The sequence below is a fragment of the bacterium genome (assembly GCA_016703265.1).
GTDB lineage: Bacteria > Krumholzibacteriota > Krumholzibacteriia > LZORAL124-64-63 > LZORAL124-64-63 > CAINDZ01.
In genome coordinates this window covers 555,624-574,094 of sequence record JADJCK010000001.1, presented here as the reverse complement: position 1 = coordinate 574,094, position 18,471 = coordinate 555,624, and the positions used below count along the sequence as shown (strand labels likewise).

General features: G+C 66.9%; 18 protein-coding genes and 1 pseudogene. 17 read left to right on the top strand and 2 right to left on the bottom strand.

Annotated features, from left to right (window positions below):
• The first annotated feature begins 97 nt into the window (after window positions 1–97).
• From IPG61_02580 to asnB, 15 genes are all read left to right on the top strand, one after another.
• Window positions 98–859, top strand: a complete 762-nt coding sequence (locus tag IPG61_02580) for a hypothetical protein (protein ID MBK6732976.1) — start codon at window positions 98–100, stop codon at window positions 857–859.
• A 160-nt stretch (window positions 860–1,019) separates the two neighbouring features.
• Window positions 1,020–1,421: a hypothetical protein gene (locus IPG61_02575; protein ID MBK6732975.1), complete on the top strand. Its 402-nt coding sequence runs from the start codon at window positions 1,020–1,022 to the stop codon at window positions 1,419–1,421.
• A 44-nt stretch (window positions 1,422–1,465) separates the two neighbouring features.
• Window positions 1,466–2,584: a 6-bladed beta-propeller gene (locus tag IPG61_02570; GenBank protein MBK6732974.1), complete on the top strand. Its 1,119-nt coding sequence runs from the start codon at window positions 1,466–1,468 to the stop codon at window positions 2,582–2,584.
• 13 nt (window positions 2,585–2,597) lie between these two features.
• Window positions 2,598–3,134: a hypothetical protein gene (locus IPG61_02565; GenBank protein MBK6732973.1), complete on the top strand. Its 537-nt coding sequence runs from the start codon at window positions 2,598–2,600 to the stop codon at window positions 3,132–3,134.
• Between the two features lie 28 nt (window positions 3,135–3,162).
• A complete protein-coding gene (locus IPG61_02560; GenBank protein MBK6732972.1) occupies window positions 3,163–4,218 on the top strand; it encodes an energy transducer TonB in 1,056 nt (351 codons plus the stop codon).
• 36 nt (window positions 4,219–4,254) lie between these two features.
• On the top strand, window positions 4,255–4,905 hold the full coding sequence (locus IPG61_02555) for a hypothetical protein (GenBank protein ID MBK6732971.1): 651 nt from the start codon (window positions 4,255–4,257) through the stop codon (window positions 4,903–4,905).
• 23 nt (window positions 4,906–4,928) lie between these two features.
• Window positions 4,929–5,333, top strand: coding sequence for a hypothetical protein (locus IPG61_02550; GenBank protein MBK6732970.1), 405 nt, complete (start codon window positions 4,929–4,931; stop codon window positions 5,331–5,333).
• A gap of 128 nt (window positions 5,334–5,461) precedes the next feature.
• Window positions 5,462–5,881 carry an SMI1/KNR4 family protein gene (locus IPG61_02545; GenBank protein MBK6732969.1) on the top strand — a complete coding sequence of 140 codons (420 nt, stop codon included), beginning with the start codon at window positions 5,462–5,464 and terminating at the stop codon, window positions 5,879–5,881.
• 123 nt (window positions 5,882–6,004) lie between these two features.
• The gene (locus IPG61_02540) at window positions 6,005–6,337 is read left to right on the top strand and encodes a DUF1330 domain-containing protein (protein ID MBK6732968.1); all 333 of its coding nucleotides are present in this window, start codon (window positions 6,005–6,007) and stop codon (window positions 6,335–6,337) included.
• Window positions 6,334–6,639: a hypothetical protein gene (locus tag IPG61_02535; GenBank protein ID MBK6732967.1), complete on the top strand. Its 306-nt coding sequence runs from the start codon at window positions 6,334–6,336 to the stop codon at window positions 6,637–6,639. The genes IPG61_02540 and IPG61_02535 overlap by 4 nt, the downstream gene beginning before the upstream one ends.
• A 91-nt stretch (window positions 6,640–6,730) precedes the next feature.
• Window positions 6,731–7,786, top strand: a complete 1,056-nt coding sequence (locus IPG61_02530; GenBank protein MBK6732966.1) for a hypothetical protein — start codon at window positions 6,731–6,733, stop codon at window positions 7,784–7,786.
• 108 nt (window positions 7,787–7,894) lie between these two features.
• Window positions 7,895–8,323 carry a DUF1801 domain-containing protein gene (locus IPG61_02525; GenBank protein MBK6732965.1) on the top strand — a complete coding sequence of 143 codons (429 nt, stop codon included), beginning with the start codon at window positions 7,895–7,897 and terminating at the stop codon, window positions 8,321–8,323.
• 279 nt (window positions 8,324–8,602) lie between these two features.
• Complete coding sequence (locus tag IPG61_02520) at window positions 8,603–9,385, top strand: sugar transferase (GenBank protein ID MBK6732964.1); 783 nt, start codon at window positions 8,603–8,605, stop codon at window positions 9,383–9,385.
• Window positions 9,386–9,511: 126 nt separating this feature from the next.
• Window positions 9,512–10,681, top strand: a complete 1,170-nt coding sequence (locus IPG61_02515; GenBank protein ID MBK6732963.1) for a glycosyltransferase — start codon at window positions 9,512–9,514, stop codon at window positions 10,679–10,681.
• Complete coding sequence (asnB, locus tag IPG61_02510) at window positions 10,681–12,645, top strand: asparagine synthase (glutamine-hydrolyzing) (protein ID MBK6732962.1); 1,965 nt, start codon at window positions 10,681–10,683, stop codon at window positions 12,643–12,645. The genes IPG61_02515 and asnB overlap by 1 nt, the downstream gene beginning before the upstream one ends.
• A gap of 12 nt (window positions 12,646–12,657) precedes the next feature.
• Here asnB and IPG61_02505 read toward each other — a convergent pair whose 3' ends face one another.
• On the bottom strand, window positions 12,658–13,908 hold the full coding sequence (locus IPG61_02505; protein ID MBK6732961.1) for an O-antigen ligase family protein: 1,251 nt from the start codon (window positions 13,906–13,908) through the stop codon (window positions 12,658–12,660).
• Window positions 13,909–14,135: 227 nt separating this feature from the next.
• Between IPG61_02505 and IPG61_02500 the strand changes: the two genes are divergently transcribed.
• Entirely contained in the window at window positions 14,136–15,299 is a 1,164-nt protein-coding gene (locus IPG61_02500) for an NAD-dependent epimerase/dehydratase family protein (protein MBK6732960.1), read from the top strand.
• A gap of 308 nt (window positions 15,300–15,607) precedes the next feature.
• Here the strand turns inward: IPG61_02500 and IPG61_02495 are convergent.
• Window positions 15,608–16,198 (bottom strand): annotated as a pseudogene (locus tag IPG61_02495) (hypothetical protein).
• A 257-nt stretch (window positions 16,199–16,455) separates the two neighbouring features.
• Here IPG61_02495 and IPG61_02490 point away from each other — a divergent pair.
• Window positions 16,456–18,471, top strand: coding sequence for a polysaccharide biosynthesis protein (locus IPG61_02490; protein MBK6732959.1), 2,016 nt, complete (start codon window positions 16,456–16,458; stop codon window positions 18,469–18,471).

Below are 18,471 nucleotides of genomic sequence, written 5' to 3'. Positions count from 1 at the left end.
CTTGCAGTAGACGAAGCCGCCTGTCACGGTCCGTGCTGACGATCGGCCCGCGCCAGCCGTTTTCGCTGCTGAAGCTGGTGTAGTGCAAAAGGACTGCATGCTCACCGAGAAGCAACAGTTTGAGATATGCGCGGTGCGGCTGCTACAGCAGGCGGGAGGGATTCCTGCCCACTTGGAGTTGGCGCCTGGGCAAGATCCCCCGGATGTTCTTGCGCGATTTGGAGAATGCGCGGCTGCCATCGAGGTGCGTCGTATCTACGCAGACGAACAGGAGCGCGGTAGTCCGCAGCGCCGGCAAAGGGGCTTGGCCACGGCCGTCGTTGAAAGGGCGATGCAATTGCACTGTGAGATTGCGAGCGCATACTTCGACGTAGCTGTCATCTTCTCGCAGAATACACCTATCCGCGATCATCGCGTCGCGCAGATATCACGGATGTTGATCGCGCTGGTGACGCGCGAACCGATCGGCCCAGGCGACCACCGGGAGTTCTCGGCGGAGGCAAATTGGGGTCCGGATTGGCCTGAAGAGGTCGATTCTGTGTCCGTCGTGTACCTAGGCGATGAGGGTGGCCCTCAATGGCATTTTTCGGGGGCATTTTGGGTTGGCAAGACTACGCACGATCTGGTCCAGTCGGCACTTGACGCAAAGGAGGCGCGATGCCGATCGCTGTTGAGTGACTCAAGCGAACAGTGGATAGTTCTAGTTTGCGACGGCAGCGTCGAGTCCAGCGCGCTTGAGGTTCATGACGACCTTGCGCGTGAGCCATACCGCAGCTCATTTGGCCGCGCATTCGTACTAGATTTCACAGGTAAGCGGTTTGTGGAGCTGTGCATTTCTGGAGGCCTCGGCGTTGCATAACCAGAGCTTGCAGCAGACGAAGCCGCCTGTCACGTTTCGTGCCTGCGCACGGTCCGCGCGAGCAGTCTTCGCTGCTGAAGCTGGTGTTGGGCGGTCCAGCGAACATTGCGGCACGCTTTTATCGGTGCTGCGCACTTGGCTTGATAGCGGGAGCTGAGTCATGCGTCTTGCGGGAAAACTGGTTGCATGCGTTGCGCTGCTAGCGATCCTTTCGAGCTGTGCGAGCTATCGACGAGTATCGCTAGCTTTACCAGCAGCGGAACATGGCGATGGACGCGCGCCTATGGTTGCCGAACCTGGCACCAGAGTTCGTGTGACGATGAGTTCGGGCGAAGAGCGTTACGGGCAGGTCGTTCGAGTGTCGGAGTCGGAGATTGTGCTGGTCCTGCAGAACAGCGGTGGCGTGGAAGAACAAACGATTCCGGCTTCTGAGATCTACTCGATCGAAAGCGAAAGAAGCTCCGTGACTCGCAACGTGTTTCTCGTGGCCATCGTGGCTGCTGCCGCAGGAATCGGATTCTGGGCGCACTCATTCGCATCTGGCATGGGCAGCATGAACTAGCCACACTCATGGTGCTTGCCTGCAGAGCCAACAGGAGCGAGTTCATGAAGCACATATGCACGATCCTCACGCTGCTTGCATGCGTCCTCTCCGCAGCCCCCGCCATCACCGAACCATCGCTGGTAACCGCCACCCTCGAGGAACAATGGCACCTGACCGAATCCGATGACTCCCCGATGATCGGCGAGATCATCGACGTCGCCGCCGACGCCGCCGGCAATACCTACCTCCTGGACTTCAAGCTGCAGACGGTGCTCGTGATCGACCCGAAGGGCGCGTTCCTGCGCACGATCGGCGGCCCCGGCGACGGTCCCGGCGAGACGCGGATGCCATCCCGGCTCTTCGTCGAGCCCGACGGCCGGGTCGGGCTGCTGGATGCGATGTCGTCCCGCCTGGTGTGGTTCGATGCGGCGGGGCAGCCGGCGTCCGGCGGCCACCTGCGCCTGAATGCGGACGGCAGCGGTACCCTGGCCACCTACGATGCACGTCGCATTGCCGGCGGCTACGTGGCGGCCTTCATGGTGGCCGACCAGTCCAAGGAGACGCGCGCCTTCCAGACTGTCCTGGCCCGCGTTCCGGATGACGGCACGGCGTCCGCGATCCTGTATCGCGCCCCCGACACCGCTGCGTCTCTCGTGGGGCCAGCGACGAACGAGGCCGAACTCTACAATTTCGTGTGGAGAGCCTGGGGTGTGAGCCGCGCCGGAAACGTGTATCTGGCCCCGGACCGCGACCGTCCCCGTATACTGATGCTGCCGGCCGGTGGTGGTGAACCGGTAGAGATCAAGCTGGTGACCGCCAGGCGCAATCGGACCGCTGCCGAGAAGGCTGATACCGCGTCCAGGTTCACCAGGCAGGGCAGCGGCGCGGGGCGGGAAGTCGCCGATGCGGACCCGTTCGTGGCCTACCTGTGGTGCGACGAGCTCGGGCGGGTGTGCGTATACACGCCGTCGCCGGAGCCGCCGCTGGGCGCGGGCGTGTTCGTCGCCTACGACGTGTATTCGGAAGCAGGCGAGTACTTGCAACGGGTGGAACTGCGCGGGCCCGATGACGCCCGGTTCGACAACTGGTTCGTGCTGCCGGGGAAGCGTGTCGTGGTGGTGCGGAATGTGCGGGATGGCGGGAGTGGTGAGGGGCCGGAGGTGGTGGGGTATTCGTTCTGAGGATGGCGATCTGGTGAATACGGCAATCATTATCGCAATCGCCGTTTGCCTTGCACTTGTGCCAGGCGGCGGATTGGCTGGCACCATTGTGCCGGCAACACCGACGCCGTCGGCCGTGGCACCGGAGTACGTGCATTTCATGACGCGCGGAGCGCCTGCGGATTCGTTCGTGTTGAGGGTGAGTTTGTGCAACGAGTCGTTCCGCAATGAAGGGCATGCGTCGGTCATCATCGAAGAGCTTGTGTGGCCGATGCCGGAGCCGGGAATCGATTTCGATCGCGAGAAGAACACCTTCACCAGACAGGTCTTCGAGCCGGGAGAGTACTTCCTCGATGCCGTGCTCATTGACGGGGATATCTTCCATGAGCGCGCCATCGAGATCCAGAAGGCGACCCTGTTCGTGAGGGGGCACCAACCGCCAATTGAGTTCCTTGAGTGGCGTTCGCCATCAGAGTTCGCGGTCCGCTACTGGGACACACGCTTTGAGTTGCGGCGAGTGGCACGAGGGAGCTATGAGCTCGTGGATGTGCAGCTGATGGAATCGAGGTAGTGCGCGTGCTGCGTCTCCAGGTGCGTCCGTGAAAGCCAGGTACTGGCACTTCCTCCTCATCGCGCTCGCCACCGCCACCGGCGCCCGAGCCCAGGGCACAAGTCTGGACGAAGGCCCGTCGATTGTGATCCGCGAAGCGGCATATTATTCGCGCTCCATGAGGCTTGCCGCAATGGAGGATTCGGTCGCGGTCCGGGTGGTCATCGCCCCTTCGGGTGCCGTGGAGGCTGTGCGGGAGATTGGATGGCCACGCTCGCCGTTTAGGAGTGCAGCCATGCTCGCCGCCTGGCTGAGCAAGTACAGGCCGGCCAGGCGGGACGGGCTGGCGGTACGGGATTCATTGATGCTGGAGTTCCATTTCGTGCCCGACCGCGACACCGATGGTGTCATCAAGAGCGACACGACGGCTGCCGCTCACCAGATTCTGGAACTGGAGACAAACCAGGTCTGCCTGTATGGGCACTGGATTTCCGGCAATGTCGTGGTCCGGCGCAGCGAAAATCGCGTCTACATTGACGGCATTCGCGTTTTCCCCGATATCACCAACTTCGATGACCGCGACGTCATACCAACGCCCGTGATGGCCCCGTTACTCAGAAGTGAATGCTCGATGCTCGAAAGGGAACTGGCGCTGCAAAGTTGGGATCGCAGCTTGATTCGGCAACGCACGCTCAGCTTCATCTCTGAGTTCGAGCGCATTGCAAGCGCAACGGCAGTGACGATGGACTCCGTTGCCGTGCGGTTGACTGACGGCACGTCCGTCGGCTTCACACTTGGCGATCCCTACGACACTGAGAGCTATTGGGCATCGCAGCCGAAGATGGCTGATCCCGTAGTGACGTACTATGCGTGGCTGCAGCGTTTGCATCGGGGCGTCAGGAAAGGGTTCTACATCTTCCGGACCGGACACGGGATGTCAATGTCGCTGCGGCACGCGACGGCGATTGCAATCAGAAGCCATTTGGCGGCCCTGGGCCCGGAGCGGAACGGGCAAGGCGGCGTGGAATTCCCGGACGATCTATGCGGTCTCGTGCCGGGGATGTGTGATATGATCCGGAAGCCGCTCCCGGCGCCGCGTTTGTGACGCTGCTGCATTAGGTCTTGGTCGCAGGAGTACATGATGCGAGATAGCCTCGTAGCAATTTGCCTGTCCCTTGTGGCCTGCTCCACGCCAGCCACCCCGGTTTGGGCCGGCGAGTGCGTCGAGTTCGGAGTACGCTGCGTCGTTGCTTTGGAGGCTGGCACCACCGATCCCTATTTTGAAACGGCGGTGGATTGCTTCGGGAGTATGCCCATTTCAGACGGCACGAAGTGGGCCGGTCCAGTCGCCGCCGCGAAGTTCGAGGCCCGTCGTCAGGATCCCCTGCGTCCGCGGATTCTGGCGGCGATAGAACAGTTGGCCCTCTCGAAATGGGCGCAAGACCGCGTGAACTTGCAGATGTTGTACCGCATCGCGGCTCGTTGGGGCGTTGCCGAGTTCAACGGAACAGACGTGTTTGAAGCGCTTCTATCCGTCGAGCGAGTGGGCTATCACGGGGTGCGCGAGGACCTGGCGATCCTCGGCGATTGCCGCGCAGCGTCAGTATTGCGCAGCCAGTATCTCGGGTTGGATCCGAAGCGGGACAAGGGTGGGATAGATATCGCTGAGGACATTCTCAGCTGCCTCTATCACATTCCGTGCGACGAAGCGATCAGTGTTGCCCGCGAGTTGCTCGAGGGCGAGGAGGACCTGCACCTGCAGGAGCGCATCCAGCGGGTGATCGATCGGTAGGCGATGTCCACGAGAGGATCGATATGCGATTCATAGCCCTGCTGACCGCTGCCCTCCTGGTCATGACCGGTTGCAACGACCCCGAGGAGCCCAACTACCTCATCGAATACCCGATCAGCATGAACTCCATGGCCGTCGAACCGTTGGCGAGCCCCGACGACCCGCTGGCCGTCCGCCTGACGGGCACCATCGGGCCCGATACGAGCTACTGGTTTGACCATGCCGTGATCTCCGAAAGCGCCTCGACCTACGAGATCACCTTGTTCGGCATCCACGACATTGATCCCGCCGTTTTTTACGTCGCAACGCTGGTCGAATGGAGAGGGCGCGAGTTCTTGAAGCAGCCGCCCCACGCTGATACAGTGCGGGTCGTCTTCCATCAGCCCGACGGCGCCGAAATGGTGGAAACGGTGGCGGTGCGCCCGTGATCCAGACATCGGCGGCAACGAACCGAGCGCCCATGAAGCCCGACTTCGACGCTGCCCGCTCGGCCGGCATTGAAATCGGGTGAGAATTCCCGCTTGGGGTTCACGGCCCTGACCTGGAGGGTGGGACAATGACCGAGAGCGACCTGCAGACGATCGAAGAACGCCTGTCCATAACCTTGCCCGGCGCCTACCGGGCCACGATGCTCCACTATCCGCTGCCACCAGAATCGTTCGGGACCGAGGCCATGCTCCCCGATACTGTGGAAGCGATCCTCGATCTCAACATGGACGATATGGCGATGAATGGTGTCCTGAGCCCGTTCTTCATCGGCAGTGACCGTGGCGAGGAATGCTACTTCCTGGATGCCTCGAGGGCCGACTCGCCGGTGTACGTCTATCAGCTCGAAACCGGCAAGCATCAGGTACTCGACGCGACGATGGAGCAGTACATTGACCGGATCAGGCGCGACGATGCCGAAGCTGCTGCGGACGACGCGGCGGCCGAAATGCGCCACGTGAACCGGAAATGGTGGGAGTTCTGGAAATAGCGGATGGCTCAGGCGTCGCGATAACGGAACAAATCAGGCAACCGGAGGTTCCCTGGGCCCCCCCCCCCCGGCCCCCCCCCCCCCCGCTCCGCTGGCGCACCGTGAGCGGCAGGAGGGTCACCGTTGAAGTGCTATTTCATCGCCCGCATCGACGTCCACGACGCATCCGGCTACGCCCGCTACCTTGAAGGCACCGACCCGGTGCTGGCTCGCTACGGGGCCGAGGTGCTCGCCGTCGACGAAGCACCCGTCGTGCTCGAAGGCCACTGGCCCGGCACGCGCACCGTCCTGATCTCCTTCCCCGATGAGGCCGGCGCGCGCGCCTGGTACGATTCGCCGGAGTATCGTACGATCGCGCAGCACCGCTTCCGCGCAGCGTCCGCCGATGCAGTCTTCGTCAGGGGCAAGTCAGCGGACGGCCAACCTCCATCAGCGCCATCGAAGGAGCCGGCATGAACCCCTTCGACAAGAAGTGTCCCGATTGCGGCGCCCGCATCCGATTCGGTGACCTGTACCGGGTCCGGCAGCCTGCCTTCGACTGTCCGGCTTGCGGTTCCAGTCTGGCGGGGAGCAGTTTGCGTCGGATGGTCGTTGGGTGCTTTCTTGGCTCGCTTTGCATCTCCGTGCCCATGTCGCTCGGAATCTACGACCACCGGTGGTGGTGGGGCGTCATCCCCGGCACCGTGCTGCACGCGGTGGTTGTCCTGCTGATCGTACGTCCGGAATCCCGCCGACCGAAAGCAGTCAGCGGAGTCTGACCTCTCCAGCCTTTGCCGGCAGCGACATGCGTGCTGGTATCGATCCCATGAAGGAGTCGTCGTGCGAACATCGAGATCATGGATCGCTGCCATGCTTGCGCTCCTCATGTGCGGCTGCGGAGACGCATCGGATCCCGTCCCGACTCCACCGCCACCCGTGCTGGAGGAATATCTGACCACCTCCGACGAATACCTGAACAACCGCTTCTTCCGGCTGGATCTGCCGCATTCCGGCGGAACACCCGGACTCGACGTTCCTGGCCGCGAGGCGCCGCGCCAGCGGATCGTATTGTCTTCGATTCGGATTTTCAGGATGGTCTCTTCCGGCCCATTGGAGCCTGGTGACATTGCGAATATTGCGGCCTATTCGGATTCGACAGGTGTGTTCTGGGCATTGGCGTATTCCCCGCCGAATGATTTCCTGACGCCCGTGGTACACGGGCCCCGTTGGCGTGATCTGACGCAGTTCGATATCATGCAGGACACTAACGGCGACTTTGAAGGTGTCGACGTGCGCGTCGAGATGAATGCCGATGATGTCCTGGCCGTCACGTATGTTGTCATTGACGAGCATCGCGGGATTGCATATCGCGTAGGGGACGAGCCCGGAGTTGACGAATCCCGGCGCGTGAACCTGCCCGGCGAAAGCGGGCTCTACTATCGAATGAAGCTGCTCAAGGCGCCCGAAGGTGCTGACGCCAATACGTTCCGCTATGTCATGAGGAATATCTATTCTCTCGGGTCTTGGACTATTGATCCTTACTTTTTCCGTCTCGCGATCGAGCGAATTGACTTCAGCGCAACGCCGGAGCGCGACGAGAGCGGCATCCCGTACATCCAGTTGTTCGGGCTCGATGTGACCGATGCCGACGGGTTTCTGGCTCCCGACGGAATAGTGGATCTTAACTCCATAAGTTTCGATCTCAACAAGGGACTCGTGCGCTTCCCGATGGAAGCACCGTTCAATGCCGGCGAAGCCGCCTACCGGAGCAACGCGCTGCAGTCGCCGTTCCGCTGGGATCGCACCTTCCTGAAGATCTATCAGGCTCCGGGGCTTTACCATCCCGGCGTGCCTGCGTCGGAGTATCCGAACTTCGGGCATTTCCGGCTGCGGGTGCGGTACAGGACGAGCTCCGCCACGTACTGACGGGCGCCGCCGGTGGGGGAGGAGTCCCTAGCCGCCTCCCCGATCTTTTGCTACTCCTATACCCCAACCCGGCCAACCCACCCCAACCACCCCCGACGGGAGCCACCCATGGCCGCCGCCAAATACGAAGCCAAGACCAAGCCCACCAAGGCCAGCGTCGCCCAGTACATCGCCGCCATCGAGGACCCGGTCCGCCGCCAGGACTGCCGCGCCCTGTCGAAGTTGATGACCGCCGTCACCGGCAAGAAGGCGGTCATGTGGGGCCCCGGCATCGTGGGGTTCGACTCCTACCACTACAAGTACGACAGCGGCCACGAGGGCGACATCTGCGTGCTGGGGTTCGCCTCCCGCAAGGCCGACCTGACGATCTACCTCGTGCCCGGCTTCACCGGCGTCGAGGCGCTCCTGGCGAAGCTGGGCAAGCACCGCATGTCCAAGGCCTGCCTGTACGTGAAGAGGCTGTCGGACATCGATCTCGGCGTGCTGGAGAAGATGCTCAAGGCCTCGGCGGCCGAAGTGAAGCGGCGGTACCCGTAGGGCGCGCCGCCCGGCGCCGGCCGACCGACCAGATCCCGCCCCTTATTGCCGCGGTGGTGGATTATCCACCTTTGTGGATAGGCTTTTGTGATACTTGCGAAATTTTGCTTGCCAACCGTTTCATCGTGCATCACTATGCCATTATTGAACTTGCAGCAAACGGAGTTGCATCTGCACATTCGGGAACATGACTTGCACTAAAGCTTTGCCGTACAACACCCGATGCTCTGCACCTGTGAATAGCATGAAAAGCCAATTGCCCAACCCACGGAGGGACCGATGGGCAAGCGTTCGTTGGACATCGTCGCCGCCGGCTTCGGCTTGCTGGCGCTGCTCCCGCTCCTGGCCGCCATTGCGCTCGCGGTCCGCGCCACCAGCCGTGGCCCGGCCGTCTTCGCGCAGGTGCGCCTGGGCCGGCAGGGCCGCCCGTTCCGCATGTACAAATTCCGGTCGATGGTGGTCGATGCTGCCCGTCGCGGGGCCGGCGTCACCGCGGGCGGCGACCCGCGCATCACCGGCATGGGCCGCCTGCTGCGCCGTACCAAGCTCGACGAGCTGCCGCAGCTGTGGAACGTGCTGAAGGGCGACATGTCGCTGGTCGGGCCGCGGCCCGAAGTGCCCGAGTTCGCCGAGATGTTCCCCGAACAATACGCGCGCATCCTGAACGTGCGGCCGGGCATCACGCACCGCGCCACGCTTGCGTTCCGCACGGAGGAGCAGATCCTCGCCGACGCGCAGGTCGCTGAGCCGCGGAACTTCTACATCGACCGCGTCATGCCCCGCAAGCTGGCCATGTACGAGGAATACCTGGAAGACCCGCTGCTGCGCGACATCTGGACCATCCTCGAGACGGTCTCGCCGTGGAAGTCGACCCGCGCCATGACCGCCGGCGAACTCATGCTCGACGCGCCCGTCATCAGCAACGTGCCGGCCTGGGACGAGCCCGTCATCGCGAAGCGCCCGCGTGTGGCCCACCTGCCGGTGCGGCCGGCGCCTTCGATTGCCGGCGATATGGACGCCGAGCTCGACGAGATCATCGAGGCCGTCCAGGGCGTGCGCTGACCGCGCCTTGCCCGCCCACCGGGCGGGCGACGCGCCGGTTGGCCTTGACACACCTTCTCTCCTGCCCCGATCGTAGCGCCTTCCAACCGCCCTCGCCGGGGCGATGCGCGGCGACTGGGAGTGGCGGTGCGGGTCTCGCGGCGTCCGCTGGTCTTTGTCATCACCGGTCTGTCGACCGGCGGGGCCGAGACCATGCTGCTCAAGCTCCTCGAGCGCCTGCCCGGGCGGTTCGCGCCGTCAGTCGTTTCGCTGACCACCGAGGGCGAGATCGGCCCGCGCATTGCCGCCCTGGGCATTCCTGTCACGGCGCTGGGCATGAGCTCGGGCAGGCCCAGCCTGCCGGCGCTGGTCAAGATGATTGCATTGCTGCGGCGCACGCGTCCCGAGCTGGTCCACACCTGGATGTACCATGCCGACCTGCTGGGGGGCCTGGCGGCGCGGGCTTCGGGTGTGCCCACCGTGGCCTGGTGCATCCGCAACAGCGGGCTCGACCCGTCCACCACGAAATCATCGACGCGGCTGGTGGTCAGCGCCTGTGCGCGCCTGTCGAAGCATGTGCCCGATCGCATCGTCACCTGTTCCGAGGTGGCGAGGGACCTCCATGTGGGGCTGGGCTACGCGGCCGATCGCATGGTCGTCGTGCCGAACGGCTTTGACCTGGCGCGCTTCCGGCCCGACCCTGCCGCCCGTGACGCATTGCGCGCCGAACTGGGCGTCGATGCCGAAACACCGCTGGTCGGCCTGGTCGGTCGCTACGACCGGCAGAAGAACCACGCCGGGTTCTGCGAGGCGGCGGCGCGTGTGCTGGCGCGGCATCCCGGTACGCACTTCGTGCTGGCCGGTGCGGGCGTCGATGAACAGAACCGGGAACTGGCTGCCGCTGCCGACGCCGCGGGCGTGACGGCGTCGCTGCATCGCCTGGGCCTGCGCACCGATGTGCCGCGACTGATGGCGGCGCTCGACGTGCTGGTTTCCTCGTCGGCCTACGGCGAGGCCTTCCCCAACGTACTGGGCGAGGCCATGGCCTGCGGCGTGCCCTGCGCCGTGACCGACGTGGGCGATTCTGCGTACATTGTGGGACCGACCGGGCGCGTCGTGGCTCCGACCGACCTGCAGGGGCTGGGCGACCACGTAGCCGACCTGCTGGCGCTGCCGGAAACCGAACGCCGCGAGCTGGGTGCGGCCGCGCGCCGCCGGGTGGAGGAGCATTTCGAGATCGGCGACGTGGCCGAACGCTACGGCGCCTTCTACGACGGGTTGCTGGCCGCCGGCCGGCATGGGGGAGAGCGCGCCTGATGTGCGGCATTGCCGGATTCATGTTGCCCGAAGGGGCGCGGACCGACCAGTCCCCGCTCGAGGTGCTGCGCCGGATGGGCTCCGCCCTGGCCCACCGTGGGCCCGACGACGCCGACGCCTGGGCCACCGCCGACGGCTGCGTGGGCCTGGCGCACCGTCGCCTGTCCATCGTCGACCTCTCGGCGGCCGGCCACCAGCCCATGGCCTCGCACAGCGGCCGCTTCATGCTCACCTTCAACGGCGAGATCTACAACCATCTCGACCTGCGCGCGCAACTGGGCGCGGCGGCGCCCGCCTGGCGCGGCCATTCCGACACCGAGACGCTGCTCGCCGGCTTCGACACCTGGGGCGTGGAGGAGACGGTCGCGCGCACCATCGGCATGTTCGCCTTCGCGGCGTGGGACGCCGCATCGCGCGAACTGGTGCTCGGCCGCGACCGCCTGGGCGAGAAGCCGCTCTACTACGGCCGGCAGGGCGGCGTGCTCCTGTTCGGCTCCGAGCTGAAGGCGCTGCGCGCGCACCCGGCGTTCAACGCCGGCATCGATCGCGGCGCGCTCGCCCTCTTCCTGCGCCACAGCTGCGTGCCGGCGCCGTATTCCATCTACGAGGGCATCGCGAAACTGCCGCCGGGCTCGCTGCTGCGGATCGATGCGCAAGGGCGCGACGCCGGCCCGCACCGCTACTGGGACGCGCGGCAGGCCGTGGCCGCCGGCCAGGCCAACCCGTTCGCCGGCTCGCCCGACGAGGCGGTCACCGCCCTCGATACCCTGCTGCGCGACGCCGTCCTGCGGCAGATGATGTCCGACGTGCCGCTGGGCGCGTTCCTGTCCGGCGGCATCGACTCCTCGACCATCGTGGCGCTCATGCAGGCGCAGTCGACCCGGCCCGTGCGCACCTTCACCATCGGCTTCCAGGAAGGCAGCTACAGCGAGGCCGCCCATGCGCGCGCCGTGGCCCGCCACCTGGGCACCGACCACACCGAGCTCGAAGTCACTCCGGCGCAGACGCTCGACGTGATTCCCCGCCTGCCGACCATGTACGACGAACCGTTCGCCGACGTCTCGCAGGTTCCCACCTTCGTGGTGTCGCAGCTGACGCGCCGGCATGTGACCGTGGCCATCAGCGGCGACGCGGGTGACGAGCTCTTTGGCGGCTACCAGCGCTACGTGCTGGGCCAGAACCTGTGGCGGCGGTTCTCGCGCCTGCCCGTGCCGGCCCGCGCGGTCCTGGCCGGGATGATCCGTGCGGTGAGTCCTGCCGCCTGGAACCGGCTGGCGGGTCCTTCCCAGAGGCGACTGCCGGTGGGGCTGGCGCAGGCCAACGTGGGCGACAAGCTGCACAAGGGCGCCGACGTGATGACGGCGCGCTCGGCCGCCGAACTCTACCGCCGCCTGGTCAGCCACTGGCCGGACCCGGCGTTGCTCGTGGTCGGCGGCGTCGAGCCCGCCACCATCCTGACCACGCCGGACCTGCAGCCGCAGGCCGCCCACTTCGTCCACCACATGATGGCGATGGACCTGGTCACGTACCTGCCCGACGACATCCTCGTGAAGGTCGACCGCGCCGCGATGGCCACCAGCCTCGAGGTTCGCGTGCCCATGCTCGACCATCGCGTGGTCGAGTTCGCCTGGTCATTGCCCATCGACTACAAGCTGCGGGGCGGCGTCGGCAAGTGGCCGCTGCGCCAGGTGCTCGACCGCTACGTTCCGCGCGAACTGGTCGAGCGGCCGAAGATGGGCTTCGGCGTGCCCATCGACAGCTGGCTGCGCGGCCCGCTGCGCGCCTGGGCCGAAGACCTGCTCGACGAGACCCGCCTGCGCAACGAGGGCTACCTCGAACCGGCGCCCATCCGCCGCAAGTGGGCCGAGCATCTCTCCGGACGCCGCAACTGGCAGTACCACCTGTGGGACGTTCTCATGTTCCAGGAATGGTTGCGCGCGACCGTGGGCACGGCGTCGCGCTGAAGCGCGCCCGGTTCAAGCAGCGGTGTGTGCAGAGGCGTCCGTCGCCGCGTGATGGCCGCCGCCCAGCGCGATCCCCAGCACGGCCAGGTAGATGAGCATGGGTTCGGCATCGCCGAAGTACCACTCCGTCAGGCCGGCCACGAAGAAGCCCATCCACATTCCCAGGGCGCCGAGGGTCCAGCCCGCAGCCAGGGGATGCCCGGTGTGCCGGCGCAGCAGGCGCCAGCGCTTCAGCAGGTACCAGAATCCCGCCAGCAGGAAGCCCTGCCCGAACACCAGCCCGGGCACGCCCCAGATGGCCGCCATGTGCACGATGTTGCTGTGCAGGTGGCCCCAGTAGCGGTCGGTGGTGCTGGTGTAGTACTGGCGGCTCAGTTCCTCGAGGCCGCGGTCGCCCACGCCGGTCCAGGGATGCGCCTTCACCATCCCCCAGCCGCCGCCCCACATCTCGCGCCTCAGGACGGTGTTCTCGCCGCCCAGCAGGTGGGCGGGGGACAGGCGTTCGTTCACCAGCGGGGGCAGGAAGTGCTTGCCGTAGAACAGGACCACCAGCGCGGCAATCAGGAGCACTCCCGCGAAGATGCCGAACAGTCGCGGCCGCACCACCAGCAGCATGACACCGGCGCCGGCCAGCAGGCCCAGCTCGGCGCTGCGCGTCATGGTCATGGCCACACCCGCCAGCAGCGGCACCAGCACCAGCACCATGACCAGCCGCAGGCGGCGGCCCACGCCGGGCGCCAGCAGGAAGCCCAGTGCCACCAGCGCTGCCAGCATCAGCAGCGCGCCGCTGGTCATCGAGTTGAAGGTGACGTCCATGCGGTCGCCGAACAGGCTGCCGTGGGTGAACAACTGGTAGACCTGGTCGTGCAGGCACGTGACCAGCGCGCCGCCCAGGAAGAAGGCGAGCATCAACCCGCGCCTGCGCTCGGTGGTGGCTGCGGCGGCACAGGTCCAGATGGCGGCGAACAGGTAGAACCGGCGGTAGTAAAGGGCCGACTGCGCCACGTTCGTCGACAGCGGCACCATCGCCAGCGCCCACAGTGCCAGCGCCGCGGCGGTGCGCTCCAGCCCGGTGAACGGCGGGCGCTCCTTCTGCACGAACCAGCGGTAGAGCATCAGCAAAAGGGAGAGGCCCAGCGCCAGCTGGCTGGCGGCGATCGAGAGGAACCCTGCCGCGAGCATGACCATCACCAGCGCCGACTGCCAGGAGGCAGCCGAGCGCAGGGGCCAGTCCGAGGGACGCAGCATGGGCTTGGCGAGCAAGGAGCGGACTCCCGGCCGGACGCGCGCCGGCGGTGAAGGGATGACGGGACTGCGGCCGTAGCCCGGCCGGTCGAACGTTCAAGTTACTGTCGGTCGCGACACCCCACCAAGCACTAATTCCAGACGTGGCTGGACTTCACGCGCGGTCTCGCCTATCAAGGCAGCAGGCGGGCCCCGGCCCATTCTTCCAGCGGCATTCCCGGCGATATGCCGGGCAGGAGCCATCGATGAAGCACGTCCTGGTCACCGGCGCCACCGGCTTCGTGGCTGCGACAACGATCCCGGCGCTGCAGCGCGCGGGCTGGACCGTGACCGGCGCCCTCTGGCAGCCGGGCGATGCGGCGCAGCTGCCGCCCGGGTGCCGCAGTGTCGTGGTCGGCGACATCGGGCCGGGCACCGACTGGACCGCCGCGCTGGCCGGCGTGCAGGCCGTGGTGCACCTCGCCGCGCGCGTGCACCAGGACGAGCGCGGCCCGGCCGCCGATGCGGCGCACGCGCGGGTCAACACGCAGGGCACCGCGACGCTGGCCGCCGCCGCCGCGCGCGCCGGTGTCACCCGCTTCGTCTACCTCAGTTCGGTGAAGGCCATCGGCGGCGCCTCGCCGCGCGGCCGCCCCTGGACCGAGGCCACACCCTGCAGCCCGCCCGACGCCTACGGTTTGAGCAAGCTCGCGGCCGAGCAGGCGCTGGCCGCGCTCGGAGAGACGGCCGGCCTGTCGTGGTGCGCGTTGCGGCCGCCGCTGGTCTACGGCCCGGGTGTGCGTGCCAATCTCGACCGCCTGCAACGGCTCATCCTCGCCGGACGCTGGCTGCCGGTGGGCGGCGTCACCAACCGGCGCAGCCTCATCTTCGTGGGCAACCTCGCCGACCTCATTGTGCGCGTGCTTGAACGCCCCGACATCACCGGCGCCTTCGTCGTGCGTGACGGCGAAGACCTCTCCACGCCCGAACTGGCCCGGCGCCTGGGCGCGGCGCTCGGCCGCCCGGCGCGCCTGCTGCCGGTGCCGGTGCGCGTGCTCGAGACTGCGGCGCGTACTGCCGGGCGCAGCCGCCTGGTCGAACGCCTGTTCGGCGACCTGGCGGTGGACGATGCGTTGCTGCGCTCGCGTCTGGAGTGGACGCCGCCGTTCACGGTGGACGAGGGTTGCGGGCGATGGCGGCGGCGGTGCGCCGTGGTCGGTAGGGCCAAACAGTATTCTACACCCCGGGCGTTTTCCCGTTCCCGTTCTCGGTCATGCTGGCCCGCACCCGCGTCACCACGCGCACCGTGTAGAGCACCGAACCCAGCAGGATCAGGCCGAGGGCCGCGCGCAGGAACGAAGGGCCGCGGTGCGTGCCGAGCAGGCCGGCCGCGCCGCAGGCGCCCATCGCCAGCGCGTAGCGGATGGTGATCGCCTGGTGCGACATGCCGATCACCGACAGCCGCTGGTAGAGGTGGCTGCGGTGGGGGCGGAACGGATTGCGTCCGTGAAAGACGCGGTTCAGCAGCGTCCAGCCGCCGTCCCACAGGAAGGGCCACAGCACCAGCACGGCCGCTACCCAGGGCGTGCCCTCGGCCCGCGGCCCGAAGCCGGCGCGCAGCGCCATCAAGCCGAGCAGGAAGCCCGAGGGCAGGCTGCCCACGTCGCCCATGAAGACGTGGGCGCGGGGGAAGTTGTACTTGAGCGTGCCCAGGGCCGCGCCCGAGGCCAGCGCCGGAGATGGCCAGCTCGTAGTCGCTGGTGGCCACGCCCATCAGGCAGAACGCCGCACCGCCGATGGTCAGCTGCGTGAAGGCCAGGCCGTTGATGCCGTCCATGAAATTGAAGATGTTGGTGAAGCCCACCAGCCAGACCATTGCCAGCGCCCAGCCCCACACGCCCAGCGGCTGGCCCTGTCCCACCGGCAGGCCCAGGTCGGCGATGCGCAGGCCCGAAAGCCACAGCGCGCCGCTCGTCACGGCCAGCTGCACGGCCAGCTTCACGTACGGGTTCAGGTCGTGGCGGTCGTCCCAGAAGCCGAGCACGCCCAGCACCAGCATGCCGCCGGCCGCCGCCAGCACGAACCCGTCGGGGCCAGAGTGCCGAGCGACGGCAGCGGATAGCGCAGGGCCCAGGTGCTGCTGATGCCCAGCAGCCAGGTGGCCACGATGGCGATGCCCGCGCCGCGCGGCACCGGGATGTCGTGGCTGCTGCGGTCGTTGGGAATGTCCATCAGCGAGCGTTCCCGCAGCGCGCGAATGAGGCCACGGGGTTGCCACCAGGTTCAGGGCCACCGCGCCGAGGAACGCGAAGAGGGGTGCTTCCAGCATATGCCCTTGAGACTCCGTTCGGGACCACAGGCCGGCTTGTGGGGGCCGGGCCGTCCATAGTGAGAACCGGCGGGCGGGCGGTCAAGCGGACTCTGGGGCGGCAGGGCCGGCGTGGTCGGAAATGGGCCGGCCGGGCCCAATTGGCGGCAGACATCCGCCGCCGCGGGCATTATCCTTCGGCGGTGAGGGAACGCCGCTGTCAGCCGGCCCCCGGCGCCGGGGCGCCGGCGGCCCGCCAGGGAGGAAGCGCCTGCGATATGGCCACGAGTGACGAATCCGCAGACCGGTCCGATGGTCGCCGCCGCATGCACCGGGCAGGCACGCGCCTGCTGAGCGAGGACGGACGGCTGACCCGCCTCGTCCGCGGACACCGCCTGCTGTTCACGCTCCTGTTCTTCGGCGTGCTGACGGCCGTCTCGGTCACGGCGTCGTTCGTGCTGCGCTTCCTCGTGCTCGACAGGTTCCTGGCCACCGGCATGAACCAGTGGCACCTGTGGTGGCTGGCCATGCTGGCGGTCACGGTGCCCGTGCGCCTGCTCTTTCTCTGGGCCTCGGGCGTGCACCGGCAGTCGTGGCGATTCGCCTCGGTCGAGGACTTGCCGCCGCTGGTGATGAGCGTGCTGGCGAGCAGCGCCCTGATCATCATCGCGCTGTGGCTGTTCTGGCGGCGCCCGGGCGGGTTCCCGCTGTCCACACTCGCCATCGACATGGTGCTCTGCCTGGGCCTGCTCACGGCCGGACGGTTCGCCTACCGCATCGTGGGCGGTCCTGCCGACCGCCTGGGTAACCGCGCCCCGCGCCGCCGCGCCGTGGTGATCGGCGGCGGCAACGCCGGCGCACTGACCATCGAAGCCATGCAGTCGCCGCGCCTGGGCGGCTTCAAGCCCGTGGCCGTGGTCGACGACAACCCGCACACGCGCGGCATGACCATCCGCGGCGTGCCCAACCTCGGCTCCATCGAGGACATTGCCGAGGTCGCGCGCCAGGTGCAGGCCGAAGTGCTGGTGCTGGCCATTCCCTCGGCCACCACCACGCAGCTGTACCGCATTCTCGGCTATTGCCAGGAGACGGGGCTGCCGCTCAAGTCGGTGCCCAGCTTCTGGGAGATCATGGAGTCCGACAAGCCGGGCGTGCGGCGCGTGGAGGACTTCTCCACCACCAGCCTGCTGAACCGGCGGCCCATCGTCGGCGACCAGGAGGTGCTGGCCGGCCTGCTCAAGGGCAAGCGCGTGCTGGTGACCGGCGCGGCCGGCAGCATCGGCTCCGAGCTGTGCCGGCAGGTGGTCGACGGCGGCGCGGCCTTCCTGGCCTGCCTCGACAAGGACGAGAACGGCCTGTTCCGCATCGAACGCGAGCTGTGCGACGGCGGCGCGCGCTGCGGCATGTCGTTCCTGCTGGGCGATATCCGCGACGAGGTGCGGCTGGAGCGCTTCTTCAGCGACGTGAAGCCCGACATCGTCTTCCACGCCGCGGCCTACAAGCACGTGCCCATCCTGCAGTTCCATCCCGAGGAAGCGGTGCTGAACAACGTGCTGGGCACGCGGCAACTGGCGGCCATGGCCGTGCGCCACGGCGTCGAGCGCTTCGTCATGATCTCCACCGACAAGGCCGTGAAGCCCACCAACGTGATGGGCGCCAGCAAGCAGGTGGCCGAGAAGCTGGTGCTCGGCCGCCACGAACAGGACGGCGGCGTCACGCGCTTCATGATCATCCGCTTCGGCAACGTGCTGGGCTCGGCCGGCAGCGTGGTGGAGATGTTCACGCGCCAGATCGCGCGCGGCGGCCCTGTCACCGTCACCGAGCCGACCATGGAGCGCTTCTTCATGACCATCGCCGAGGCGGTGCAGCTGGTGCTGTTCGCCGCGACCATGGGCACCGGCGGCGACGTCTTCATCCTCGACATGGGCCAGCCGGTGAAGATCGACGACCTGGCGCGCCGCATGATCCGCCTCTCGGGCCTCACGCCCGACGTGGACATCGCCATCACCTACACCGGCCTGCGCCCGGGCGAGAAACTCTACGAGGAACTGTGGGCCGAGGGAGAACAGCCCGAGGCCACGGCCAATCCCGGCGTGCTGGCCGCGCGCCGCCAGCCCATCGACGTGGCCTTCGTGCAGGCGGCCGCCGAGCGCCTGATCGCCGCCGCGCGCGTTGGCGACCGCGCCGCGCTCTGGAGCGAGTTGCTGCTCCTGGTGCCCGACTTCCAGGGCCACACCGGCGACAGGGCCGAGCTGCCGCCGACCATGCCCCGCGTGAAGCAGGGCGGCAACTGA

Coding starts and splice junctions, on each gene's coding strand:
- IPG61_02545 (MBK6732969.1), top strand. CDS start 5,462: ATGACCGAGAGCGACCTGCAGACGATCGAAGAACGCCTGTCCATAACC.
- asnB (MBK6732962.1), top strand. CDS start 10,681: ATGTGCGGCATTGCCGGATTCATGTTGCCCGAAGGGGCGCGGACCGAC.
- IPG61_02525 (MBK6732965.1), top strand. CDS start 7,895: ATGGCCGCCGCCAAATACGAAGCCAAGACCAAGCCCACCAAGGCCAGC.
- IPG61_02535 (MBK6732967.1), top strand. CDS start 6,334: ATGAACCCCTTCGACAAGAAGTGTCCCGATTGCGGCGCCCGCATCCGA.
- IPG61_02500 (MBK6732960.1), top strand. CDS start 14,136: ATGAAGCACGTCCTGGTCACCGGCGCCACCGGCTTCGTGGCTGCGACA.
- IPG61_02575 (MBK6732975.1), top strand. CDS start 1,020: ATGCGTCTTGCGGGAAAACTGGTTGCATGCGTTGCGCTGCTAGCGATC.
- IPG61_02490 (MBK6732959.1), top strand. CDS start 16,456: ATGGCCACGAGTGACGAATCCGCAGACCGGTCCGATGGTCGCCGCCGC.
- IPG61_02580 (MBK6732976.1), top strand. CDS start 98: ATGCTCACCGAGAAGCAACAGTTTGAGATATGCGCGGTGCGGCTGCTA.
- IPG61_02555 (MBK6732971.1), top strand. CDS start 4,255: ATGCGAGATAGCCTCGTAGCAATTTGCCTGTCCCTTGTGGCCTGCTCC.
- IPG61_02550 (MBK6732970.1), top strand. CDS start 4,929: ATGCGATTCATAGCCCTGCTGACCGCTGCCCTCCTGGTCATGACCGGT.
- IPG61_02570 (MBK6732974.1), top strand. CDS start 1,466: ATGAAGCACATATGCACGATCCTCACGCTGCTTGCATGCGTCCTCTCC.
- IPG61_02530 (MBK6732966.1), top strand. CDS start 6,731: ATGCTTGCGCTCCTCATGTGCGGCTGCGGAGACGCATCGGATCCCGTC.
- IPG61_02520 (MBK6732964.1), top strand. CDS start 8,603: ATGGGCAAGCGTTCGTTGGACATCGTCGCCGCCGGCTTCGGCTTGCTG.